This window comes from Streptomyces yerevanensis (assembly GCF_000716805.1).
Taxonomy (GTDB): domain Bacteria; phylum Actinomycetota; class Actinomycetes; order Streptomycetales; family Streptomycetaceae; genus Streptomyces; species Streptomyces flaveus.
The window spans coordinates 1-1,495 of record NZ_JNWJ01000180.1; the positions used below are offsets into that span (position 1 = coordinate 1).

Consider the following 1,495-nt stretch of genomic DNA (forward strand, 5'->3'; position numbering starts at 1 on the left):
GCCTAATGGGAGCTAAGGAGCCGGGGAATGCTCGGTTCCGTAGCCGCCAGCAGGTGAGCACTATCGACGCCGGAAGCACTGACTTCTGCGGTCAGACCGTGCCCCTGCTGGTGGCCGGGAGGCCAGACCGCTGATGGGGTGGCGTGCCCGCCCCATCGGGCGTGAGCACTGGACCATTAGGCCGCGTGCCGTGCCTTCCGCAGGCTACGCCGCGGTACGAGGAACGCACTTGGGGAGGGTTTGTTGCTGCTGATCGGTGACGACTGGGCCGAAGACCACCACGATGTCGAGCTCCAGGACGAGAGCGGCCGCAAGCTGGCCACCGCGAACCTGCCCGAAGGCGTGGCAGGCATCGCCAAGCTTCACGAACTCATCGCCCGTCACGGCGGCGAGCTGGAGCCCGCGGAGGTGGTCGTCGGTATCGAGACCGACCGGGGCTCATGGGTGCAGGCTCTGGTGGCCTCCGGCTACCAGGTCTACGCGATCAACCCCCGCCAGGTGGCCCGGTTCAAGGAGCGGTACGCCTCCTCCGGCGCCAAGAGCGACAAGGGTGACGCACACGCACTCGCCGACATGGTCCGCATCGACCGCGACCGGCTGCGGTCGGTGGCCGGGGACAGCGACGCCGCCCAGGCCGTGAAGGTCGTCGCCCGCGCCCACCAGACCCTGATCTGGGAACGCACCCGCACCTTCCAGCGGCTTCGCAGCACGCTGCGCGAGTACTTCCCCGCAGCTCTGGCTGCCTACGCCGATCTCACCTTGACCAGCACCGACGCCCTCGAACTGCTGATCAAAGCACCCACACCGGCTACCGGGGCGAAGCTGACCCGCACCCAGATCACTGCCGTCCTGGCCCGCCACCGCCGACGCAACCGCGACGCGAAGGCGGCCACTGTCCGGACCGCCCTGCGTGAGCGGCAACTCGCTCTGCCCGAGCAGGTCACCGCCGCCTACGCGGCCACCGTGACCGCTCACGCCCGGCTGCTCATCGCGCTGAACGAGCAGATCGCCGTGATGGAAGAGCAGGTGAAGGCCCATTTTCTCAAGCACCCGGACGCTGAGATCTACCTCTCGATGCCCGGCATCGCGGAGATCACCGGGGCCCGGGTGCTCGCCGAGTTCGGAGACGACCCCGACCGGTACGCCTCCGCGAAGGCCCGCAAGAACTATGCCGGCACCAGCCCCGTCACCCGGGCCTCCGGCAAGAGCCACACCGTCCAGGCCCGCTACGTCCGCAACAACCGCCTGGCCGACGCTCTCCAGACCCAAGCCTTCTGCGCGCTGCGGGCCTCACCCGGCGCCCGCCGCTACTACGACAAGCAACGAGCCCGCGAGATCGGCTACAACCCCGCCCTCCGCCAGCTCGGCAACCGCCTCGTCGGCATCCTCCACGGATGCCTCAAAACCCGCACCACCTACGACGAGGCAACCGCGTGGTCACACCACGCCTACCCCCAGCCCGCTTGACACCCCAACGACATGGGGTGTCTGACCG

Annotated in this window: 1 protein-coding gene; it reads left to right on the forward strand. The window is 68.9% G+C overall.

Going from position 1 to position 1,495, the window contains the following annotated elements:
* Positions 1-243: 243 nt before the first annotated feature.
* Positions 244-1,467, forward strand: coding sequence for an IS110 family RNA-guided transposase (locus OP79_RS48885; protein ID WP_033329700.1), 1,224 nt, complete (start codon positions 244-246; stop codon positions 1,465-1,467).
* Positions 1,468-1,495: the final 28 nt, after the last annotated feature.